Origin of the sequence: Nonomuraea sp. GTA35 (assembly GCF_041950525.1) — a bacterium.
GTDB lineage: Bacteria > Actinomycetota > Actinomycetes > Streptosporangiales > Streptosporangiaceae > Nonomuraea.
Genome location: NZ_JBGNUV010000008.1, coordinates 35,540 through 55,005, shown reverse-complemented (window position 1 = coordinate 55,005; position 19,466 = coordinate 35,540). Strand labels below are relative to the sequence as shown.

The 19,466-nt window shown below is 70.0% G+C and carries 19 protein-coding genes; 5 read left to right on the top strand and 14 right to left on the bottom strand.

All coding sequences use genetic code 11. From position 1 onward, the window contains the following. The first annotated feature begins 121 nt into the window (after nt 1-121). Nucleotides 122-613 carry a S26 family signal peptidase gene (locus tag ACBJ32_RS32045; RefSeq protein WP_375129900.1) on the top strand — a complete coding sequence of 164 codons (492 nt, stop codon included), beginning with the start codon at nt 122-124 and terminating at the stop codon, nt 611-613. On the opposite strand, the gene ACBJ32_RS32040 is transcribed toward ACBJ32_RS32045, so the two are convergent. Genes ACBJ32_RS32040 through ACBJ32_RS32025 form a run of 4 tightly spaced genes read right to left on the bottom strand, consistent with a single transcriptional unit; the run spans nt 514 to nt 3,727 of the window. Then, nucleotides 514-2,397, bottom strand: a complete 1,884-nt coding sequence (locus ACBJ32_RS32040; protein WP_375129899.1) for an ABC transporter ATP-binding protein — start codon at nt 2,395-2,397, stop codon at nt 514-516. The genes ACBJ32_RS32045 and ACBJ32_RS32040 overlap by 100 nt on opposite strands. Nucleotides 2,398-2,441: 44 nt before the next feature. Beyond that, a complete protein-coding gene (locus tag ACBJ32_RS32035) occupies nt 2,442-2,972 on the bottom strand; it encodes a TlpA family protein disulfide reductase (RefSeq protein ID WP_375129898.1) in 531 nt (176 codons plus the stop codon). A 10-nt stretch (nt 2,973-2,982) separates the two neighbouring features. Beyond that, nucleotides 2,983-3,534, bottom strand: coding sequence for a MauE/DoxX family redox-associated membrane protein (locus tag ACBJ32_RS32030; protein ID WP_375130287.1), 552 nt, complete (start codon nt 3,532-3,534; stop codon nt 2,983-2,985). A 25-nt stretch (nt 3,535-3,559) separates the two neighbouring features. Next, a complete protein-coding gene (locus ACBJ32_RS32025) occupies nt 3,560-3,727 on the bottom strand; it encodes a hypothetical protein (RefSeq protein WP_357891595.1) in 168 nt (55 codons plus the stop codon). 365 nt (nt 3,728-4,092) lie between these two features. On the opposite strand from ACBJ32_RS32025, the gene ACBJ32_RS32020 reads away from it, so the two are divergent. From ACBJ32_RS32020 to ACBJ32_RS32005, 4 genes are all read left to right on the top strand, one after another. Next, entirely contained in the window at nt 4,093-4,446 is a 354-nt protein-coding gene (locus ACBJ32_RS32020) for a DUF4267 domain-containing protein (RefSeq protein WP_375129897.1), read from the top strand. A 66-nt stretch (nt 4,447-4,512) separates the two neighbouring features. After that, nucleotides 4,513-5,103 (top strand): TetR/AcrR family transcriptional regulator, encoded by a 591-nt coding sequence (locus ACBJ32_RS32015; RefSeq protein ID WP_375129896.1) that lies wholly within the window; start codon nt 4,513-4,515, stop codon nt 5,101-5,103. After that, complete coding sequence (locus ACBJ32_RS32010; RefSeq protein WP_375129895.1) at nt 5,100-5,924, top strand: phytanoyl-CoA dioxygenase family protein; 825 nt, start codon at nt 5,100-5,102, stop codon at nt 5,922-5,924. Before ACBJ32_RS32015 ends, ACBJ32_RS32010 begins: the two co-directional genes overlap by 4 nt. A gap of 237 nt (nt 5,925-6,161) precedes the next feature. Continuing rightward, complete coding sequence (locus ACBJ32_RS32005; protein ID WP_375129894.1) at nt 6,162-7,739, top strand: carbohydrate-binding protein; 1,578 nt, start codon at nt 6,162-6,164, stop codon at nt 7,737-7,739. A 131-nt stretch (nt 7,740-7,870) separates the two neighbouring features. Here ACBJ32_RS32005 and ACBJ32_RS32000 read toward each other — a convergent pair whose 3' ends face one another. The 10 genes from ACBJ32_RS32000 to ACBJ32_RS31955 all read right to left on the bottom strand — a co-directional run bounded on the left by ACBJ32_RS32000 (nt 7,871) and on the right by ACBJ32_RS31955 (nt 19,283). Beyond that, nucleotides 7,871-8,137 (bottom strand): hypothetical protein, encoded by a 267-nt coding sequence (locus tag ACBJ32_RS32000; RefSeq protein ID WP_375129893.1) that lies wholly within the window; start codon nt 8,135-8,137, stop codon nt 7,871-7,873. Between the two features lie 151 nt (nt 8,138-8,288). Next, nucleotides 8,289-9,206: an RNA polymerase sigma factor SigJ gene (gene sigJ, locus ACBJ32_RS31995; protein WP_375129892.1), complete on the bottom strand. Its 918-nt coding sequence runs from the start codon at nt 9,204-9,206 to the stop codon at nt 8,289-8,291. Nucleotides 9,207-9,404: 198 nt separating this feature from the next. Further along, the gene (locus ACBJ32_RS31990) at nt 9,405-10,655 is read right to left on the bottom strand and encodes an FAD-dependent monooxygenase (protein ID WP_375129891.1); all 1,251 of its coding nucleotides are present in this window, start codon (nt 10,653-10,655) and stop codon (nt 9,405-9,407) included. A gap of 179 nt (nt 10,656-10,834) precedes the next feature. Continuing rightward, nucleotides 10,835-11,218, bottom strand: a complete 384-nt coding sequence (locus ACBJ32_RS31985) for a DoxX family protein (RefSeq protein WP_375129890.1) — start codon at nt 11,216-11,218, stop codon at nt 10,835-10,837. A gap of 64 nt (nt 11,219-11,282) precedes the next feature. Continuing rightward, on the bottom strand, nt 11,283-11,756 hold the full coding sequence (locus ACBJ32_RS31980) for a carboxymuconolactone decarboxylase family protein (RefSeq protein WP_375129889.1): 474 nt from the start codon (nt 11,754-11,756) through the stop codon (nt 11,283-11,285). A 757-nt stretch (nt 11,757-12,513) separates the two neighbouring features. Beyond that, nucleotides 12,514-13,395 carry a carbohydrate ABC transporter permease gene (locus tag ACBJ32_RS31975; RefSeq protein WP_375129888.1) on the bottom strand — a complete coding sequence of 294 codons (882 nt, stop codon included), beginning with the start codon at nt 13,393-13,395 and terminating at the stop codon, nt 12,514-12,516. Next, nucleotides 13,395-14,480, bottom strand: coding sequence for a carbohydrate ABC transporter permease (locus tag ACBJ32_RS31970; RefSeq protein ID WP_375129887.1), 1,086 nt, complete (start codon nt 14,478-14,480; stop codon nt 13,395-13,397). Before ACBJ32_RS31970 ends, ACBJ32_RS31975 begins: the two co-directional genes overlap by 1 nt. After that, nucleotides 14,407-15,768, bottom strand: a complete 1,362-nt coding sequence (locus ACBJ32_RS31965; RefSeq protein ID WP_375129886.1) for an ABC transporter substrate-binding protein — start codon at nt 15,766-15,768, stop codon at nt 14,407-14,409. Before ACBJ32_RS31965 ends, ACBJ32_RS31970 begins: the two co-directional genes overlap by 74 nt. A 177-nt stretch (nt 15,769-15,945) precedes the next feature. Continuing rightward, nucleotides 15,946-18,111, bottom strand: a complete 2,166-nt coding sequence (locus ACBJ32_RS31960; protein ID WP_375129885.1) for an alpha/beta hydrolase — start codon at nt 18,109-18,111, stop codon at nt 15,946-15,948. A 182-nt stretch (nt 18,112-18,293) separates the two neighbouring features. Next, the gene (locus ACBJ32_RS31955) at nt 18,294-19,283 is read right to left on the bottom strand and encodes a LacI family DNA-binding transcriptional regulator (protein WP_375129884.1); all 990 of its coding nucleotides are present in this window, start codon (nt 19,281-19,283) and stop codon (nt 18,294-18,296) included. Nucleotides 19,284-19,466: the final 183 nt, after the last annotated feature.

Below are 19,466 nucleotides of genomic sequence, written 5' to 3'. Positions count from 1 at the left end.
CATCAGTATGCCTGAATGATCGCCTTTTCGGGAGAGCGGCGACCCCGCGGGTGCTGGGGGTGATCAGCTGCCGGATTCCTTCGTGGCCTGGCCGGATGGTGATGGCGGCTAGGGTGAGTCCGTGCGGTACGTAGTGATCTTGCTGGCGGTGATCGTCGGCGTTCTCGCCATCGCCCGGCGCCGGCTGGTGATCGTCCAGGTGACCGGCCCGAGCATGCTCCCGCTGTACCGCTCCGGAGACCGGGTGCTCATCCGCCGCGTGGCCGGCTCGAAACTCCGGCGGGGTCAGGTGGTGGTCTTCCAATCGGCGCTGGGAGGCCGATGGCGCACCGGTCCGCTGTCCGCCCCGGAGGATTCGAAGTGGCTCATCAAGCGGGTGGCCGCACTGCCCGGTGATCCGGTACCGCCGGCTGTCACGCACGCGGTGAACGCCCCCGAGGGGGCGCTGGTCCCCGAGGGGCGGCTGGTCGTCATCGGCGACGGACCGATGAGCGCGGACTCGCGGAACTGGGGCTATCTCCCGGCAGACCGGGTGCTGGGTGTGGTCGTGCGCAGGCTCTCCCCGGCGCAGCCTTCCGGGGGCGCGGCAGAGGGCTCCGGCGTGAGCTCGTAACCGCTGGCCTGCAGGCCGAACAGCCGCGCGTACGTCCCTCCCCGCGCCATGAGCTCGCTGTGGGAACCGCGTTCGGAGATCTTGCCCTCGTCCAGCACGACGATGAGGTCCGCCTCCCGCAGGGCGCCCAGCCGGTGCGAGATCAGGACGCTGGTACGGCCCGCCCGGTGCCGGCGCAGTCCCAGGTGGACGGCGTGCTCGGCCTCCGCGTCCAGACCGGAGCTCGGCTCGTCGAGGACGAGCAGATCCCGGTGGTGGCGCATCAGGGCGCGGGCCAGCGCCAGCCGCTGCCACTGCCCGCCCGACAGCGTCACTCCCGCCTGCCGCTCGTCGCTGTCGCCGAAGAAGATCCGGCTGAGCAGCGTGTCGTAGCCCCTGGGCAGCGCGTCGAGCGTGTCGTGGATCCCGGCGCGCCGGGCGGCGGCCCGGACGGGCTCCGGGTCGGCGCCCGCGGCCAGGTCACCCAGCATGATGTTCTCGGAGGCGGTGAGGTCGTACGACATGTAGTCCTGGAACACCACGCCGAGCCGTGCGCGCAGGTCGTCCGGATGCACCTCACGCAGGTCCACGCCGTCCCAGTGGATGGAGCCGCGGACCGGGTCGTACAGCCGGCACAGCAGTTTGACCAGGGTGCTCTTGCCCGCACCGTTCAGGCCGACCAGAGCGACGGCGTGGCCGTGCGGGATGAAGAGGTTCACGCCGCGCAGCACCCAGGGGTGCTCGTCGTCGTAGCGGAACCACACGTCACGCAGTTCGATGCCCTCCCGCAGCGGGGGCAGCGCGGTGGGCTCCGCGGCCACCGGGAGACCGGGCTCGGCCCTGACGACGCCGATGTAGTGCCCGAACATCAGCAGGGCGTTGTGCGCGCCGGCCCACTGGCTGACGATGGAGGTCAGGGCCGTCTGCACCCCGGCGACGGCGGCGACGAACACGGAGACGTCCCCCACGCTCAGCCCTCCCGCCGCGGCGGCCAGCACGGCCCAGAGCAGGCCGCCGGCCGCGACGGCGGCACCCAGCACGGACAGCAGCCCCTGGCTGCGCAGCGTCCGCCGGTCCAGATCCCGCTCGGCCTCGTTGACGGTCCGGAGTTCCGTGAGCATGCGGGTGCGCAGGAAGTCGCCCAGCCCGAACAGCCGCACCTCCTTGGCCGCGTCGGGGCTGGTGAGAAGGGCGCCGTAGAAGAGCTGGCGGCGCGTGTTGGAGCTGATGCCCCACATCGTGCGGGCCCTGCGGCGGCTCAGCGCGAGCTGTACCCGGGCCGACGGCAGCGCGGCGGCGATGACGATGACGACCATGACCGGGCTGAGCACGGTCAGCGTGACGATGAAGCCGAGCAGCGTCAGGATGCCCTGGCAGATCGCCAGGGATGAGCCGACGATCTGCTGCGGCGCGTTCTGGCCGGCCTCGTGGGCCAGCCGCAATTCGTCGTGGAAGGAGGGGTTCTCGAAGCGGCTGAGCCCGGGATCGGCGTTGACGGCCCGGAACAGCCGGTCGTAGACCAGCCTCTGCAGCCCCCGATGCAATTGTCCCTGCAGGTACTCGGAGACATGCGGCAGGGCGACCAGGGCCAGGCCCGCCACTCCGAGGGCGGCCGCGACGGGAAGGAGGCCGTCCTGGCCCTCACCACTCGCCAGCGTGTCGAGAACCAGCTTGGTCAGCCATGCGGTCGCCACCGGTGCCGCCCCCATGAGCAGCACCGTCGCCAGCGAACCCAGCACGGCGGCCGGCTGCGCCCGCCAGGCCAGCTCGGCCGCCACCCACCCGCGGCGAGACAGGGGGCCCACGCCGGAGTCCCTCCCCGCAGGGCCTTCGGGACCCTCGGGGTCCTTCACGTGAGCGCCACCAGCGGCAGCTCATCCGGGGTGAGCGCCGCGGCGGTGATCACCGCCCGGCCGTCGACGAGATAGAAGGCCGGGAAGAACGACACCTGGAACGCCTTGCCCAGCGGTCCGTCCGGCGGCTCGGCGACCACGGTCGCCACCGGGGTCAGGGCGGCGGCGAACGCGCCGGCGTCCGCCTGATCGTCCACCACCACCGCAAGCGCGCGCCCGGGCCCCAGCGACCGCGCCCGGGTGGTGAACTCGGGCAAGCGCTCGTGACAGGCGGCGCAGGTGGTGGAGAACATCCCCACCAGGGTCGGCCCGGTGAAGAAGTCCCGCGACACCGTCGTGCCATCGGACGCGGCGGAGGCGAACCCGGGCAGCGCGGTGCCGGGTGTCACGAGGGGCGGTCTCGTCGGCCGGTCGGTGGCGAGCTGGGCCGAATGCTCGCGGAGGCGGCGGATGACCGCCAGGGTCAGCAGCAGGTTCCCGGCGCACAGGGCCCCGACGAGGACTACGGCGACAACGAGGTACGACATCGGAATCCCTTCACAGGCCGGCTCGCCGGAAGGCCGGCGGCGGCCCGGCGAACAGGTCGGCCAGATCGTCGAAGAAGACGATGGCCACAACGAGCACACCGGCGCAGGCCAGCGCGATGGCGACGGCGGCAGGGTGAGTCTCACCCGGTGCGGTGAGCAGCTGGGCCGTACCGCCCGCCGCCGTTACGGTGAGCAGGACGGCGTTGCGGACCAGGTGCCTGCCGCTCGACGGGGTCGCCGTGGCGCCGAAGCAGCGGCAGGGCGTCCGGGCGCCGGAGCGTACGGCCCGCGCGATTCCCGCGCAGAACGCCGGCAGCACGGCGCCGGCCAGCATGAAACCGGCCGGTGCCGTCCGCTGGACCGCCAGCAGCACGATGATGGATGCCTCGGAGAGGACCACCGCGGCGCTCAAGAGGGTCGCCCCGCCCGCCGGAAGCGCCACCATGTCGAGCACGGAGGCGCGGAAGGCACGGAAGGCGTCCCTGCCGCGCACCTTGCCGAGCACTGCCACCAGGAAGACGGCAGCCAGCGCGCGTCGGCAGGCCCACGCCACGTACTGCATGACGGTCACTCGGCGGGGATCTCGGTCAGCGCCAGGGGGTGCAGGCCGTGTAACCGGCGGCGATGCAGCACGTCCTGCGCACGACGTAGCCGACGAACTTCGTCTCGTCCCAGCAGGTGTCAGCGGATGCGGAGGTCGTGGGCAGCAGCTTGTCGAGCAGCCGGTCACCCAGCTTGCCAAGAGCACGGATCATGAAATCTCCTCTGTCGAGCCCTGTAGGGTCACTGACACCGAACGGTCATCGAGCACTGAGCACCTCGTCCGTTCGGCATCGTTGCGCCGCCGGAGTCGGTGATCATTACTTGTCGGCGCCTGCAACCTACGTCGGACCAAGATCAGAAATTAATGATGCAAGTCATCATGTGACATAACTTTATTTTGATGACTTGTGCCGTTGACAAGATTCATTGCTCCATGTAGGGGCGCGAGTCAGCCTGTGGGGCTCGCCTACTCGATTCGGATGGTGACCTGCAGTTACGGGCAGGAGTTCCGGCCTCATGAGTTACCTGCCGGCTCCCCAGTCCATGGCGCCCAGCTTCGGCCTGCCGAGCTGGCCCCGTGGCGAGCGGCGCGGGACTCCTCGCCGTCAGGGGGATCCGGGACGTGGTGTCCGGCCTGGTCATCCTCGCGATCCTCGCCATCGGGAACCGCCGCGTCCTCGGGTGGGTCATGCCGGCCATGGCACTCACCCCGTTCGGCGACATGATCATCGTGCTGCCGCGACCGCCTTCGGCGTGCACGGCGCCACCGCAGCCGCGGTCATCCTCGCCGGCAGCCTCCTGCTCAGCGGTTCCCGACCGCAGCCCGCCACGCCTCTGGCAGCCCCCACAGGTTCCCCGCGGCAGCTCGGCCGTTCGGCTTGATTCTGGCGGGATCCGCGCATGGCGACCTCCTCAGGCAAGCACCGGGTGATCGACGGCGCACCAGCCGTCCTTCATTGTTGAGTTGAACTCAACTAATATGAGCGGGGTGGAGCCCTTGTCCGAACGTGCCGCCACCACCCGGAGCCGCATCCTCCAGGCCGCCGCCGACGAACTCGTCGACACCGGCGACATCGAGGTCGCGGCCGTCGCCCGCCGCGCCGGGCTCAGCGCCGGCCTGCCGTACCGCTACTTCGGCACCCGCAGCGGCCTCATGAGCGCCCTGATCGCCGACTTCTACGACCGGCTCGTCACCGAGACCGTGCTCGGCCACTTCTCCGGCCGCACCTGGCTCGAACGCTGGCGGGCCCAGCTGACCCGGTGGGTCGACTGGGTGTACGACGAGCCGCTGGCCCCCGTCGTGCTCGGGCGCATGGTCGGGGACGCCCGGGTCGCCGCCATGGAGGCCGACTGCGCCCGGCGGGTCATCGCCCTCGGCGCGAAACACGTCGCCGCCGGGCAGGCCGAGGGCGCCGTCACCCGGGGGCGGGACCCGGAGCTCATGTCGGCGGCCGTCGTCGGCGGCATGCGATCGATCCTGGCCGTCGTGCTCGATCAGGAGCCCCGTCCGGAGCGGGCCGCCGTGCTGGAGGAGATCTGGCAGTTCAGCACCGCCGCCCTCGGCGCCGAACCCACGAGCGCGCCATGACCGGCGACGAACGCGCCTCGGCCGCCACGAGCGGTGGCGGGCGGGCCGAGGGAGTCGCGGGCGGTGGCGGCCAGTCCGAGGGCACCACGACCGGTGGTGGGCGGGCCGGGGGCGTCCTGTCCGCGTTGCACCGGGACGGCTACCTCGTCCTGCGCGACCTGCTCGATCCGGGCGGCTGCCGCCGGATCCGCGCCGAGCTCACGCCGCTGCTCGGGCCCGCGGGACGCGACCCGTTCCGGTCGCGTCACCTCCGCCGCGTGTACGGCGTGCTCCACAACACCCGGGCCGCGGACCCGCTCATCGACCACCCGCGCGTGCTCCCCCTCCTCGACCGGCTCCTGCTGCCCAACTACCTGCTGTCCCAGCTGGAGGTCGTCGAGGTGGGCCCTGGCGCGCCCGCCCGGCCGCCGGGCTACGACGACGAGCCGTACCCGCTGCCGCGCCCGCGTCCCGCCCTGTCCGTCGCCGCCCTCTGGGCCCTCGACGCCGGCACCGCCCTCACCGTGTGGCCGGGCAGCCATCGCTGGCCCGCCGGCGATCCCACCGGACCGGGCGTCCCCCTGACTCCCCCGCCGGGCTCCTGCACCATCCTCCTGGGCACCCTCTGGCACGCCCGCCCCCCGCAACCGGCGACGGCCCTCACCGTCACCGCGCACTACTGCGAGCCGTGGCTGCGCACCCGGGAGGCGTTCGCCCTCTCCCCCGGCAGGCATGTGGCGCGGCAGCTCAGCAGCCGGGCCCGCCGCATGCTCGGCTACAGCATCCATCCACCCGACCTGGGCCTGGTGGACGGCGTGCACCCGTACCGCCTCTTCACCTGACCCACCGGCTCCGGTGAAAGTTTCATCGCGGCGGCCATACCGGGCGCGGGCGCCGGCGGCTCCGTCGTCACGCGCGCCGAACTGCGCGAATTCCTCTTGCGCGGCTGGCGCCCGCATGCCGTTCGCGGGGACCAGCCGGCCGTTTGCAGCCAGGTCGGCAGTCGCCGCTTCCCGTGCCCGGCCGCGCTGTGCTTGACTCGGCGCCGTCCCGGAAAGCGCTTACCGAGGAGATGGGCGATGCGCCTCAGAGCTGTCCTCGCGTGTGCCGGCCTGGTGGCCGGCACCTACGCCGCGTTGTCACCCTCGCCCGCGTACGCGGCGCCGACCCGCTACGAGGCCGAGGTGTCACCGGCGGTCTGCACCGGCGCCATCGAGTCAAACTGGGCCGGCTACTCCGGCGCCGGCTTCTGCAACGCCGACAACGCCGCCGGCGCCCACGCCCAGTTCACCGTGAACGCCACCGCCGCCGGCACCGCCACCCTCGGGATCCGCTTCGCCAACGGAACGACCACGTCGCGCCCCGCCGGCCTGATCGTCAACGGCTCCACCGTCCAGACCCTGTCCTTCGAAGGCACCGGCGCCTGGTCCACCTGGGTCACCAAGACCGCGACCGTCCAGCTGAACGCCGGCTCCAACACCATCAGGCTCCACCCGACCGGCTCCGCCGGCCTGCCCAACGTCGACCACCTCGACGTCGAGGCCGGCGGCCAGCAGCCGGAGACCGCGCTCCACGTGGCGACCGACGGCGACGACGCCAACCCCGGCACCCTGGCCGCCCCGCTCCGGACCATCCAGCGCGCCGTGGACCTGGCGCAGCCCGGTTACACGATCTTCATCCGCGGCGGGACGTACGCGCCGAGCACGAACATCCAGCTCGTCAAGAACGGCACGGCCGCCCTGCCGATCACGATGACCGCGTACAACCGGGAACGGGTGATCATCGACGGCGAGAACATGCCGTACACGCCGGGCGCGGTCGGCTCCAGCATCCCGCGCGCCGAGCGCGGCGCCGTGCACATCGAGGGCGACCACTGGCGGCTGATCGGGCTGGAGATCGTCCACGGCCCGTACGGGATCTTCGGTCTCGACACCAACGGCAACGTCTTCGACCGCCTGGTCACCAGGGACAACTACGAGTCCGGGCTGCACCTGCAGGGCGCGTCCAGCGACAACCAGATCATCAACCTGGACAGCTACGGCAACCGCGACCCGCGCAAGAACGGCGAGAGCGCCGACGGCGTCGCGATCAAGGAGGGTTCCGGCGGCGGCAACGTGATCCGCGGCGCCCGGCTCTGGAACAACTCCGACGACGGCCTGGACTTCTGGATGTTCCTCAGCGGGGTCACCGTGGAGTCGTCCGTGGCCTGGGGGAACGGCTTCAACCGGTGGAACCTGCCCGACTACACCGGCGACGGCAACGGCTTCAAGCTCGGCGGCGGCGACCCGGACCCGGCGGTCGGCCACGTCGTCCGCAACTCCATCGCCTACGACAACGCGGTGGACGGCTTCACCGACAACGGCAACCCGGGCCGCCTGGTGACCGACCGCAGCACCGCCTGGCGCAACGGCGGCACCGGCTTCGACTACGCCGACTCCGTGTCGGTCCTCACCAAGAACCTGTCGGTGGCGAACCAGACCCAGGCCGCGCTCGGCTCGTCGTCCAGCTCGGGCAACTCCTGGAACCTCGGCGGCACCTGGACGTTCACCAGCACCGATCCGGGCACGAGCACCGGCCCGCGCACCGCCGACGGCTCGATCCCGTCCTCCACCTTCCTGCGACCCAGCAACGGCGCCGACATCGGCGCCCGCTTCTGAGCCACCGACGTGCCAGGCCCCCGAGGTGCGGGTGTTGATGACGTGCAAACGATTCGTGACTCCAGGATCTTGTCCGGGACGGTCGGGGAGTAGAGCGAACGGTTGCACGCAGGACTGCAGGAACCTGCACGTCACAGCCAGCCGCGTTCCTTGGCGCGCAGGGCGGCTTGCAAGCGGGTGGACGCGCCGAGGCGGGCCATGAGGCCGGCGATGTGGGCGCGGAACTTGCGCACTGAGACGTTGACCGAGCGGGCTGCGGCCTCGTCGGTGTCGTGGCAGGTCAGGGCGCGCAGGATGTGCTGCTCGATCGGCGACAGGGGCAGGTCGTCCGCCTGCGCCGAAAGGTCCTGCCAGCCGTCCCAGGTCGTGAGCCGCTCGGCGCGGGCCTGCTGGATCATCGGATGGAAGCCCCGGCAGAAGAGGATCCGCGGGGGCGGGCTGCCGGGGTCGACCGGCTGGAGGAGTGCCTGGGCGGCGGCGAGGGCGCCGGCGGGCTGCTTGCCGGCGACCGCGCCTCCATATGCGGGTGCTGGATGGCTCCGCCGGCACTCACGCCATATCTGAGTTCATTCCGATGTGGGCAAGCTTGTCGGGGTTGGCCACCGAGTGAATCGCGTTGACCATGCCATCGGAGATGTCGAGCTCGATCACGCCGATCGCGCGACCTTCGGCGTCGAACTTGACGGCGCCCGGTCGGCCGTTGACCCAGGCCGGCCGGAGGGTGACCCCCAGGATCCCGGCCCGGCGGAACACGCCGACGATCAGCCGCACGACGGGCAGCCGCCCTGCCAGCCGCTTTCCGAAGGCCTGCACCTTGCCGCCACCGTCCCCGTGCAGCACCACGTCGGGTGCGAGCATGCCGAGCAGGGCGTCCATGTCGCCGCCCGCGGCGGCCTCGAAGAACCTGCGGGCGAGTTTCTCGCCTTCCGCCCGCCGCTCGCGGAGCGGCGTGCTGTCGGCCACCTGCCCGCCGGCGGCGATGCGCTGCCGGGCGCGGGCGAAGATCTGCCGGCAGTTCACCTCGGTCTTGCCGATGGTCCTCGCCACCTCCGGGTAGCCGTACCCGAACACCTCGCGCAGCATGAACACCGCCCGCTCCACCGGCGAGAGCGCCTCCAGCAGCACCAGGAACGCCATCGACAGCGAGTCGGCCAGCTCGGCCTGCTCGGCCGGCCCCGGCCTGTCGGCGGGCACGACGACCGGCTCGGGCAGCCAGTCGCCCACATAGGTCTCCCGCCGCACCCGCGCCGAACTCAGGTAGTTGATGCCCAGCCGCGTCACCGCCGTGGTCAGGTACGCCTTCGGATTGTCGATCACAGTCCCCTTCTGCTGCGCCCGGCTCAGGCCGAGGAACGCGTCCTGCACGATGTCCTCGGCGTCGCCCACGGACCCGGTCATCCCGTAAGCGATGGAAAACAGCAGCGGCCGGTAACCGACAGCCTCTTTCTCATCCGTTGATCCCGGCATACGACCCTTCCCAACTCGCGTATCGAGACTCCACGCGGAGCCCGCCTGTCTGCCCGCCTACCACCTCGGACGCCCCTCGGTGCCTGGCGGCTCGCGCCCGCCTGCTCGAACGGCTGTCGACGGCGGCCGGGTCCCGGACTCCGGGCGGCCGGGCCGCTGTGTCCGCCGACTCCGAAGGCTGTGCCACCGATCGTGCCCTCACGCGGGGACGCGGACGGGCACAGCCGGGCCGGGGTGAGCGAGATCCATGTCCTTCATCCGGGCCGCCCTGCCCCTGGTCCGCCACCAAAGGAACAACGGGGAGGTCACCGGCATCTTGCTCACTCGCAGCATTATCGTGCGCCGTGCGAGTTCGAAGCGGGTGGCCGGGACGAACAGGCTGCGCATCTGCATCCCGTTGCCCTGCAGGTAGCCGATGGCGGGGCGCAGCTGCTGCTCCCATCGCGTCAGTGCCTCGGTCACGTTGCCGCCGTGGCGGGCCAGCATGCTGCCCAGCAGGTCGGCCCCGGCCATCCCGGTCGAGGCGCCCATTCCCGCGTACAGCGTCACGCACCAGGCCGCGTCGCCGACGAGCACCACCCGGCCGCGATGCCAGCTGGCCATGTGTACCTGTTCGACCGAGTCGAACAGCACATTCTCGGCCGTCTCCAGCGCGTCCAGCGCCGCGCCCAAGGCCGGGCCGGCCGGCTCGGGGCCGAACACCTCGCGCACCCGATCGACCATCGGCCGGGTGAACTCGGCATTCACATCGTCGGTGTGGTAGCTCAGCAACACGGTCGGCGGACGGTCCTTGAACGGGAAGATCCACATCGACCGCCGGGGTTCGGCCAGGATGACCGAATCGCTCTGGTCGTAACCCGGTAACGCGCTGGGCATCTGGAAGGCGACGGCCATGTAGCCCGTCCGGCGCAGGTACTTCTCGTGCGGCCCGAACACCAGCCGCCGCACCGTGGAGCGCAGCCCGTCCGCGCCGACCACCAGATCGAAGCGCTCGGTGGCCGAGGTGCCGTCGGCGGTGTCGGCCAGCGTGACGTCCACTCCGTCGGCGTCCTGCTCGATCCGGGTCGGCACGGTGGCGTAACGGATCTCGACGTCGGACGGCAGCGCGGCGAAACCGGCTGCTTCCACGTCTCCTCGCGTCATCATCCACGGCCGGCCAGGAAAGTCCTTGAAACCCAGCCCGGGCCGACGCCCGCCGGCCCGGTCGATGTCGTAGGCGGCGCCGTCCGCACCGCGATCGGTGAGCCTGTCCAGGATGCCGAGGCGCTGGGCGGCGGCCCGGCCCGCGCCGAACAGCGCGATGAAGTACCCGCCGGAGCGCCGCCGGGCAGCCCGCTCGACGATGACCGGCCTCCAGCCGATCTGCCGCAGCCGCAGCGCCGTCGCGATCCCGCTGATGCCCAGCCCGACCACCAGAGCCCGGCGGCCACTGTCGTTCGTCACGTCCATGAACGTCCTCCTTGCAAGGGGTGCGTGCCCGGAAGGGCCTTGCCTGGCCTGCACTGAAGCGACCGGGTCGGCCTTGCGACCATCCCCACCCCGTCCTCGGTCTTGTCCACGCTCTTGTCCACGCTCTTGTCCACGCTCTTGTCCACGGTGTCGACGTGCAGCCACCGGCTGCACCTTGGTCAGCCGATGAAGGACTCGGGGCCGAAGCGGCCCCACGCCACGAAGGCGGCCAGGGCGAGATAGACCAGGTTGCCCACGGCCGACATGACCTCACCACGGCGCAGGTGCGTGACCATCGCACCGACCATCAGCACCACCACACCGACCGCCGCCACCGGCACCAGAACCGGCGCGATGCCGGTCACGGCGGGCAGGAGGAGCCCCACCGCCCCCAGGACCTCGATGGCCCCCAGGACCTTCAGGAACCCGGCGCTGAAGTCCGCGGTCCATCCCGCACCGCGCATGGCGGCCATCTTCTCCCGAGGCACGATCAGCTTGCCGACGCCACCGGTGAGGAGGACAACGGCCAGCAACCCGGCGCAAATCCACAGGGCGATGTTCATGAGATCTCTTCCATTGAGAGTTGCAGGGGAACCCGGTCCTGAAACCGGAGCCGCGCCTTGCTGGTTATCCGTGCTGGCCGGGCTGGTAGTCACCGGCGGGCTGCCGGGTCATGACGTTGAAACGGTTGAGGGCGTTGATGAGAGCGATCAGCGCGACCAGGGCGGCGAGTTCGTCCTCGGTGTAGTGCTTGCCGGCCTCGGCCCAGACCTCGTCGCTGACACCACCGGCGGCGTCGGCGATGCGGGTGCCCTGCTCGGTCAGTTCCAGCGCGGCGCGTTCGGCCTCGGTGAAGACTGTGGCCTCGCGCCAGGCGGCGACCAGGTTGAGGCGGGTGGAGCTCTCCCCGGCGTGTGCGGCGTCCTTGGTGTGCATGTCGATGCAGACGGCACAGCCGTTGATCTGGCTGGCGCGGTGCATCACCAGCTCGCGCGTCGCGGCCGGCAGCGTCGAGTCCGCGAGCGCCTTGCCCGCCGCGACGAGGTGCTTCAGGGACTTGCCTGCGACCGGGTTGCCGAAGAGGTTCAAACGAGGATCCATCGTGGGCTCCTAGCGTTGTTTCGCTGTCGCCCCTCTCAGACAGATCAGCCGGCAACCTGTGACGGCAACGAAGTGTGATGTGCGTCTCTCCGTACCAGGCGTCTCTCCGTACCAGGCGTCTCTCCGTAGCAGGTGACGCCCGTCTGCCGGAGGCCTCGGCACGGTCGGGCACCCGCCGGATCACCGCGCGAAGCGGCGCAAGGCACGAGCGAGCGTCGCGGTGGCCTGGGGAGACCGGGGAAGATCAGGCTCCACCTCGCCCAGTAGCCGCGCAGGTCCGCGAGCAGGGTCGAGGCGGCCAGGGCCTCATCGCCGGAGAGCCGGTGGTCGTCAGCGGAGCGGTACGGGCTGGTCAGGTCGTAGACGTCGGTCCGCGCGGGCATCGTGCACGTTCCCGGCCGGTACGAACTGAGTGGCGGCCTCGACGACGCCTTCCCCCGCTGCACCGGGGGCTCGCCGAGCACGCTGACGTGTTCGGGCCGCTCGGCCCGGCAAGCCTGGTTCTGTCGGCTCGGCCAGATGACGCCGGAACTTCCTGGCGGCCATTGACCACCGGAACTTACAGCCAGGCAGGGGTGAGGGGACGCGCGTGGTGGTGTGGCCGGCGTCCGAGGACGCCAGTGCCGTGCTCGACACCGACGTCGACGCCTCCGGCGGCTACGTCACTGGCTGAACCGGCGCCGGCGCCACGAACGAGCAAGGCACGACCGCATGACGGGGCGTACGAGCGCGCCCCGGAGCACGCGCCGAGCACGGCCTATCTCAGGCCGCCGACCGACAGCCCTCCGCGCCAGTGCCGCTGAAGCGTGAAGAAGGCGATGACGAGGGGGACGACGGATACGAGCGCACCCATGATGATGAGGCTCCAGAGGGAGGTGCTGCCCGCGTTGTTCGCCGAGGCGATCCCCTGCCAGAGGCCGAGCCCGACGGTGACGGGGAAGAGGCGGTTGTCGGAGAGCATGGCGAGGGGCAGGAAGTAGTTGTTCCAGGACGCCACGGCCGACAGGAGCAGCACGGTGACCACCGCGGGCCGCATCAGGGGGAAGGCGACCTGGAGGAACGTTCGTATCTCACCGGCGCCGTCGGCCCGCGCCGCGTCCAGGATCTCGTCGGGGACGGCGTCGCGCGCGTAGACGTGCATCAGGTAGACGCCGAACGGGTTGAGCAGTGACGGGAGGATCACCGCCCAGATCGTGTTGGTCAGCCCGAACTCGGAGAACATCATGAAGGTGGGGATCACCAGGGCCGTCGCCGGCACCATCAACGCGCCGAGCACGAGCGAGAAGCTGAAGCGCCTGGCGGCGAACCGGTACTTGGCGAACCCGTAGCCGGCCATGACGGCCAGGACGGTGGCGCCGACGCCGCCCGCGAGGGCGTACAGCGTGGAGTTGAGGATCCACCTGCCGTAGATGCCGTTGTCGTAGGTGAACAGTTGCTGGAGGTTGCCGAGGTAGTCGATCCGGTCGGCGAACCACAGGGTGTTGCCGCCGCCGAACAGGCCGGGCGCGTCCTTGGAGCTGTTGACGATGACCCACCAGAACGGCACGAGGAAGTACACGACCAGGAAGCCGAGGAGCACCTGGAGGGGGAGGTGGCGTTGCGGCCGGTGGCGGGCGCCGGCGCGGGAACGGTCACTCATCACAGGAAGCTCCTCCGCTTGCGGGTGAAGAACAGGAAGGCGTAGACGCCGACGAAGACGATCCCGCCGAGCGCGAAGGAGATCGCCGATCCGTAGTTGAAGTTCGCGAGCGCGAACGCCTGCTGGTACGCGTACATGTTGGGGGTGAAGTCCGGGCCGATCGTGCCGGCCGCGAGGGATCGGAGAATTTGCGGTTCGTTGAAGAACTGCAGGGTGCCGATGAGCGAGAAGACCAGGATCAGGACCAGTGCGGGGGCGATCAGCGGGATTTTGATGCGGAGCGCGATCTGCCATTTGCCGGCACCGTCCATGCGGGCGGCCTCGTAGAGTGCTGGGTCGATTCCCTGGAGCGCCGCGTACAGGATGATCATGTAATAGCCGGCCCACTGCCAGGTGACGACGTTGACCAGGCCGGTGAAGATCAGGTTGCTGCTGAGGAAGTCGGGCGGGGCGGCGCCGAACAGACCGAAGAGGTCGGCGAGCGGCCCGAAGCTCTTGCTGTACAGAAATCCCCACATGACGGCTCCGATGACCGTGGGGATCGCGTAGGGCAGGAAGATCATGAGGCGGGAGAAGCGGGTGAACAGCGAGGTCACGGCGTCCAGGATCAGGGCCATCGCGAGCGCGATGATGATCTGCAGCGGGATGGAGACCAGCGAGAAACGGATGACGAACCAGGACCCGGAAAGGAAACTCGGGTCGGTGAACGCCTTCACGTAATTGTCGAGGAAGACGAAACTGGTGCCGCCGATCAGCCTTTTCTGGAAAAGGCTGAGGTACAGCGCGTACGCGAGCGGCGCGATGAGCAACGCCAGGAAGACGATCCCGAATGGCCCGACGAAGAGCCACCCCATCACGTGCTCACGAAGGCGCACCTTGCCGCGAAATCCACGCGTCCTGTCCTGGGTGTCCGGGGCACTTTTTTCGATCATGAGGGTCAATCTGGACTCCGGGAGGTCGAAGCTGGGATCGCGGGCGGGCCGGCCGGTGGAGGACGGCCCGCCCCGCACGTCACTGAACGGTGAAGCCTTGCTCTTTGGCGTATTTCGCCACGTCCTCCTGCAGCCGGTCGGCGGCCTGCGCACCGGTGACGGAGCCTTCGATGAGCGCGCTGACCTGCTTGGTCATGGCGTCGAAGTAGTACTGGCCGAACGGGCTGTAGGTCATGCCCTGGTAGGCGTTGGCGGCGGGGACGTAGACCTCCTTGTTGGCCTGCTGGCCGCCGAAGAAGGCGACCTTCAGGTTCACGAACTCGGGGTCGTTGAGCGCCTTGAGGTTCAGCGGGAAGATGATCTGGTTGGTCCAGCCGTGGGTGAGCGACTCCTTGTCGGCGTAGAGGCCGTAGGCCACCTTGGCTGCGAGCTCGGGGTTCTTGGCCTGGCTCGTCACCGAGAAGGCCGACCCGCCCCAGTTCACCTGCACCGGGTTGGCCGCGTCCCACTGCGGGAGCGGCGCCACCGCGAACTTGCCGGTGTCCTCACCCTTGCCGACGCCGGCGCCGGTGAGGTAGCCGGGAGCCCAGGCCGCCGAGATGTACGTCGCGTACTTGCCGTTGATCACTCCGGAGATGTACTCCGGGGTGAACTGGTCCTGCGTCCCGACCAGCCCCTCGCGTGCGAGGCGCCCCCAGTAGTCGAGCACGTCCTTGGAGGCCTGGTCGTTCAGCTTGACGCCGATCGAACTCTGCTGCGCCGGGTCATAGGTGAACGGGGCCGCGCCCTTCTGGATCTGCAACGCCATCGTGAGGGCCGAGACGTTGGCGGCGAAGTCGCCGAACGCCGGGCCGCCCGCCTCCTTCATCTTCCGGGCCGCCTGCTCGTATTCGGCCCACGTCTTCGGCGGGGTGATGTCGTACTTCTCGAAGATGTCCTTGCGGTAGATCATCGCCATCGGGCCGCCGTCGACCGGCACGCCGTAGACCGCGTCACCGATCGAGACGTCCTTCCACGCGCCCTGGCTGTAGTCGGCCTTGACGGCGTCGAAGCCGTACTTCTTGATGTCGACGAGCGCGTTCTGGATCTGGAAGGTGGGGATGCGGTCCATCTCGATCATGATCACGTCGGGCGCGCCGGTGCCTGCCGAGATGGCCGTCTGGAACTTGTCGTACTCGTCGCTGCCCTGGCCGACGTTGGTCCAGCAGACCTGTGCCTCGCCGTTCTGCTTGTTGAAGTTGTCGACGACGAGCTGCATGTTGGGGTACCAGCCCCACATCGTCACGACCGGCAGGTTCTTCTTGGGGATCGTGTTCGTGCAGTTGCTCGCGCCGCTGCCGCCAGCGGTGTTCGCAGCCCCTCCCCCGCCGGAGGAGCAGGCCGCGAGCGAGACCGCGGCGGCGAGCATGGCCGCCGCGGCGGAGAGCCGTTTCTTGTTCATTGGCATATTTCCCTTGGGATCGCGGCGCACGGAGGTTCGTGCGCCGCCGTTGAGATCGAGCGTCCGGCCGGAACGGGGCACGGGTGACGCGACCCACGCCCCGTTCTTCGTGCCGATCCTCATGTGAGCGCTAACACGGGCCGCGTCCGGCGGCGAAGGCCGGGCGCGCAGGCCCGCCTAGCGTTTGAACAGGCGCGGTGCCAGGTCGATGAGGTTCTTCTGCCACACGTCCCAGCCGTGCGGCCCGGGGGTGACCCCGTCGAACTCGTAGCGGATACCGAGGTTGTTCAGGGTGGTCAGGGACGTCATGAAGGACGGGTAGACGAAGTCCGTCTGGTCGCCGACGTACAGGCGCAGCAGCTTGGTGCCGCTGTTGATCGCCTCCGCGTCGACGCCGGCTGCGCTGCCGAACCCCGCCGAGAACGCCGCGACGTAGGCGAACCGCCCCGGGAAGGCCTTGAGCACGCCGAACGTCTGCCCGCCTCCCATCGACAGGCCGGCGAGGGCCTGCTGCGAGGGGTCGTCGGAGACGTTGTAGCGGGCGCGGGCCGCCGGGACGAGGTTCTCCAGCAGTTCCTTGTTGAAGTCGGGCACGTTGCCGTTGCCCATCACGACGACCATCGGCACCAGGTTCCCGTCGAGGAAGTGGTGGTCGAGGATCTGTTTGGCGCGCCCCATCTCGACCCAGTCCGTGTAGTTCTGGCCGCCACCGTGCTGGAGGTAGAAGACGGGGTACGGCTGCGCGCGGTCCGGGTCGTATCCCGGCGGGGTCCAGACCAGCGCGGTCCGGCCCTGGTTCGCGACGCCGCTCCGGTACGTCATGCTCTCGACCTTGCCGCCCTGACCGGCGGGAACGTCCGTGAGCAGGCGGGCCTTGTCCCCGTTGACGAGGAAGGTGCTCCACGTCGGTTCGGTGGTCACCTTCGTCGGGTTCGACACGTCCTTGACCGAGACGCCGTCCACCATCAGGCGGTAGTAGTAGAACCACGGGTCGAGCGGGCCCACGGTCGCCCGCCACCGGTCGCCCTCACGCGACAGCGGGATGCGCAGCCAGCTACCGTTGGGCGCCCAGTTCGCCCACACCTTGACGCGCTGGGCGTCCGTGAACGCGGTCGTGGTCTCGAAGGTGACGAAGCCGTCCTCGGTCACGAACGGTGTCGGCGTGGTGCCGGGCGCCGGCGGGGCGAACTCGCCCTTCAGCCGCCCGTGACCGGCGCTCGGACCGTGGTCCTGCACCCTGCGGAACAGCCGCGGCACGAAGTCGATCAGGTTCTCCTGCCAGGCGTTCCAGTTCGCCCCGGCGTCGGGGTTGACCCCGTCGAACTCGTACCTGATCCGGGCGCGGTCCAGCGCCTTCGTCAGGCGGTTGGCGGCGTTGTACGCGGGGTCCGTCACGTTCCCCGTGTACAGGCGCAGCAGCTTGACGTGGCGGTTGATCTCGTTCGCGTCCGCCCGGCCGGCGCCGTCCGTCAGCAGACCGGAGAACGAGCCGGCGTAGGCGTACAGGCTCGGCCGGGTCAGTACGGCACGCAGCGCCCGCGTCCCGCCCTCGGCCGCACCGGCGACGGCCTGGTGCGCGGGGTCGCGATGGACGCGGTAACGGCCGGCGACCGCCTTGCGGAGATCCGCCGAAGCGTCACCGTCGCTGATCACGACCACCATCGGCTCCATGGCCCGCCGGATCGACAGGTTGTCCAGGATCTGCTTGGCCCGGCCGAGGTCGAGCCAGTCGGTGGCGCTCCCGCCGTCGCCGGGCTGCAGGTACAGCACCGGGTAGACCTGGGGGCCCTTGGCCGCGTATCCCGGTGGCGTCCACACCTGAGCCGAGCGCTCCTGGTGCTCGGTCCGGTAGGTCAGGGTCTCGACCTTGCCGCCCTGCCCCTGGGGCGCGTCCGCCAGCAGGCGCGCCGCGTCGCCCGGCACGAAGAAGGTGCTCCAGAGCGGCTTGGACGCCACTCCGGTGTTGTTCGTCGGATCCTTCAGACCCTTGGTGTCATCGCCGGTGACCTGGTAGGAGTACAGCCCCGGCCGGAGCGGGCCGAGGACTCCTGACCAGACCTCGCCCCGGCGGGTCAGGCCGAACTCCGCCCAGGTGAAGGAGGGGCCGAAGTTCCCCTCGATGACGACCTGCGACACCGGGCCCACACCGGCCTCGACGGCGGCCGCCGGAATGCTGAAGGACGCGTAGCCGTCCTCGGACACGTTCAGCCACGGCGTGTCCGCCGCCGCCGGCCGCGGCGCGAGCAGCAGGGCCGCGATCGCCATCACCCCGGCGGTGATCGCCGCTGCGAACCGGCGCCCGCCGTGGCGTTGTGACCTGCCGTGATAAAGTAAAAAAGGCATGCGAAAACTCCCTTGATGGCCGACCACGGTTGATGCCCGACTGGTCGGCCTGATTCATGCGGTGGATAGTTCGTGGTTGGTGTTCGCACCTCCATCCGTCGTGGGGTCTGCTTGCCCACCTGACGTTCGTTGCCGCGAGCGTCAGGTGCGCCGGAACGCCACCCCTGTGGGTGGCGTCCTGGTCACACAGGGTTCCTCGGTGCCGCGGTGGAGCCGCGAACCACCAGGCGGGTTGGGAGCACGGTCCGGTCCGGGCCCTCCCAGTCGCCCCGCACCAGCGACTTCAGCATGCGCGCGGCCTCGTACCCGAGCCGGTACATCGACTGGTCCACGGTGGTCAGTCCCGGCTCCGCCAGCGCGGATTCCGGGATGTTGTCGAAGCCGGCCACCGAGAGGTCGCCGGGAACGTCGAGCCCCAGGTCCTTGGCGACCTGCAGCGCCTTCAGGGCCATTCCGTCGCTCGCCGCGAAGATCGCCGTCGGCCGGTCCGGCCTGTCCAGCAGCGCCCGCGCGAGCGGTGCCGCGGACTCGGGATTGAAGCTCCCTCGTGCGATCAGCTGCGGATCGAGGGGAACGCCGGCCTCGGCCAGCGCTGTGCGGTAACCCTCCTCGCGTGACCACGCTGCCTCCAGGCCGGCCCGGCCCGCGATGAAGCCGATGCGCCGATGCCCCAGGCCGAGCAGGTGCTCGACCACCGCGGTGGCGCCCGCGAAGTTGTCCGCCGTCACCGACGACGCCGTCGAACCCCTCGCCGGGTCGATGACCACGACCGGAGTGCCGCTCCGCACCTCGCCCGAGGGCGTGACCACGATGCACCCGTCGGTGAGCGTGCCCGCCAGGCGGGCCAGGTGCCGCTGCTCCCAGCCGTCCGAGTACGTCCCGTAGAGGTCGCTGTTGGCGTAGATGATCAGGTCGAAGCCCGACTGGCTCAGCGCATCCATGACCCCCTTGAGCACCTCGGCCGTATAGGACTGGAAGCTGTGCGTCACCAGCCCCAGGACGTTGGTCCGACTGCGCCGCAGGCTCGTCGCCACCAGACTCGACTCGTAGCCGAGCTCCTCGATGGCCGAACGGACCTGCTCGATGGTGCTCACGCTGACGCCGTAACGCCCGTTGACCACGCGCGACACGGTCGCGGTGGAGACGCCCGCCAATCGCGCGACATCGCTCATCGTCACTGGCGCACCGCCCTTGGCCATGCCGCCTCACAAGTTGCAATCGTTATCGGTTACGTTTGCAGCGGCAAAGGTAAGCGATGACGATCGCGGAAACAAGACCTTTCCGGCCGGCCGTTCATCAGGTAGAAACATGACCGGATCACCCGGCCGGGGCCGGGTGCCCCGGTGCCATGACCA